We start from the raw sequence: 1916 nt of genomic DNA, 5'->3' as shown, positions 1-1916 counted from the left end.
GGTCTAACTCCCAATGAGTCAGAACGATTATATTGGGAAAGCTCTAAAACCGTGACCAATTTTAGTTGACCACTACATATAGCGTCGTGCTAAAGAGTAGCGGTAATAATATGGGTATGAGTTTTTTCATCGACGAACAACAGACTTATTTTGCATGTAATCCGAGCATAACTGTAAAGAGTAGTCGTCTGCAAATAACTTGGTCTTAGATACCTTCATTTGAACCTAGTGGTCATAATTATTTGACTAAGGTGCAAGTTAGATTGGTATAAGGTGGGAGTGTTACTGAGTAAAAAAATGCCGCTTATTTTATAATGAGCGGCATCGAGAGGTAACTGGCGTCAGAAACGCTTATGTTATGTCTGTATTAGAAGCGGTAGCTAGCCTGTACACCGACAAGCCATACGCTACCTGTGGTTTCGCCTGTGAAGCTACTACCTGGTAAGTTGTCATCGGTTTCAGTCATTGAAGCATCTTTAGCAAAGATGTAAGTAAAGCCGCCATCTAGGGTAAAGGCTTTAGTTACTTGGTAACCAGCACCCACACTTAGCCATAGGCGATCGGTCTCTGGGATCGTTTGTGTGCGGTTGTCATCGTTAACCGCTGAAGTGTCGTAAGCCACACCAGTACGTAGCACGACCGCTTGGTTTAGCTGGTAAGTTGAACCAACAGCAAAGCGGTAGTTATCTTCCCAGTTTTCATCTTTGATGTGCTGAGTGCCAAGCTTATCGATATTTGCTTCTAGCTTGTCGAAGCTGCTCCAATCGGTCCAGTTAAAGCTTGCGTGTACCGCTAATTGATCGGTTAGCTGATGGAAGCTTGCTAGCTCAGCCGTCGCTGGTAGTGTCAGATCCATACTACCTGAGTAGCTACCATTTTTTTGTTGAGCCATCATGTCGAAGACTAAACCAGACGCTTCGCCTTCCAGTTTTAGATCGACAGCAGAGCGGTAGTTGAAACCTATACGGTTGTCGTCATTGATTTGCCAAGCGGTACCTAGCTGCCAGCCCCATGCATTGTCTTCACCTTCCATGTACTTAAGGTCTTGACCGCCCGTCGCAGCACCAAAGTGACCTTCACCCATTACATAACGAACACCAGCACCTACGCTGAATTGCTCGTTAATTTGGTAAGCAATGTTCGGGTTAATTTCAACTGAGTGAACCTTCGCTTGGTTACCGTACTGGGTCGCTTTAAAGTCGCCACCCAGTTTAGTTTCCATACCGTAGTTAGTTGAAAACGCTAAACCTAAGAATACTTGGTCATTTAGCTGGTGAGACACGTAGAAGTTAGGGATAACCGCTGAGCCTGCAATGTCTTCAGCTTCAGTTGGAATAGATGCTTTAACAGGCTTTGTAATGTGAAGGTTACCTTTAACATCGATGTTTGGATCAACGTAAATCGCACCCGTCGATACTTGAGTACCCTTAAGGTACGTCAGCATTGCTGGGTTACGAAATTGTGCGCCAGCATTGTCAGCCATTGCTGCTTCACCGGCAAATGCACGGCCAAGGCCTGTTGCTGAGTATTCTGCAAGTTGGAAGCCTGCTGCTGTTGCACTTGTGCTTACACCAAAAGTTAACGCTGCTGCTAAAGCTATAGTAATATTATTCTTTTTCATGATTTATTGTTCGCTGAAATTAATACAACGAATGATACGCTTTAGAGTAAAAGCTTTAAGTTATAAATGCATATTTTTGTGTTATTGGATGAATTAGCGGCAATTTAGTGAGTATGGTAGAAATAGTTGATGCTTTTTTCAGTCGTTTACATTGTGATTGATTTTTTTCAGCGTACAGGCGTGTCGTTATTTGAGGGGTTGAGCGTACAGAGCGTCGCTGAAAGTGAGCGATGAGAAAATAGTTAATTCAGTCAGTGTGGCAAAAAGTGCATATTTATTAATGGTTAATATAACT

At 43.1% G+C, this 1916-nt stretch carries 1 protein-coding gene; it reads right to left on the bottom strand.

The genetic code is table 11. The features are described from left to right. Nucleotides 1–367 precede the first annotated feature (367 nt). The gene (locus ASV53_RS23810) at nt 368–1621 is read right to left on the bottom strand and encodes an outer membrane protein transport protein (RefSeq protein WP_094958965.1); all 1254 of its coding nucleotides are present in this window, start codon (nt 1619–1621) and stop codon (nt 368–370) included. Nucleotides 1622–1916: the final 295 nt, after the last annotated feature.

The organism is Photobacterium sanguinicancri (assembly GCF_002265265.1).
GTDB classification, from domain to species: domain Bacteria; phylum Pseudomonadota; class Gammaproteobacteria; order Enterobacterales; family Vibrionaceae; genus Photobacterium; species Photobacterium sanguinicancri.
The sequence above is the reverse complement of the archived record's forward strand: the minus strand, read 5'-3'. Positions and strand labels throughout refer to the sequence as shown.

Coding starts and splice junctions, on each gene's coding strand:
- ASV53_RS23810 (WP_094958965.1), bottom strand. CDS start 1,621: ATGAAAAAGAATAATATTACTATAGCTTTAGCAGCAGCGTTAACTTTT.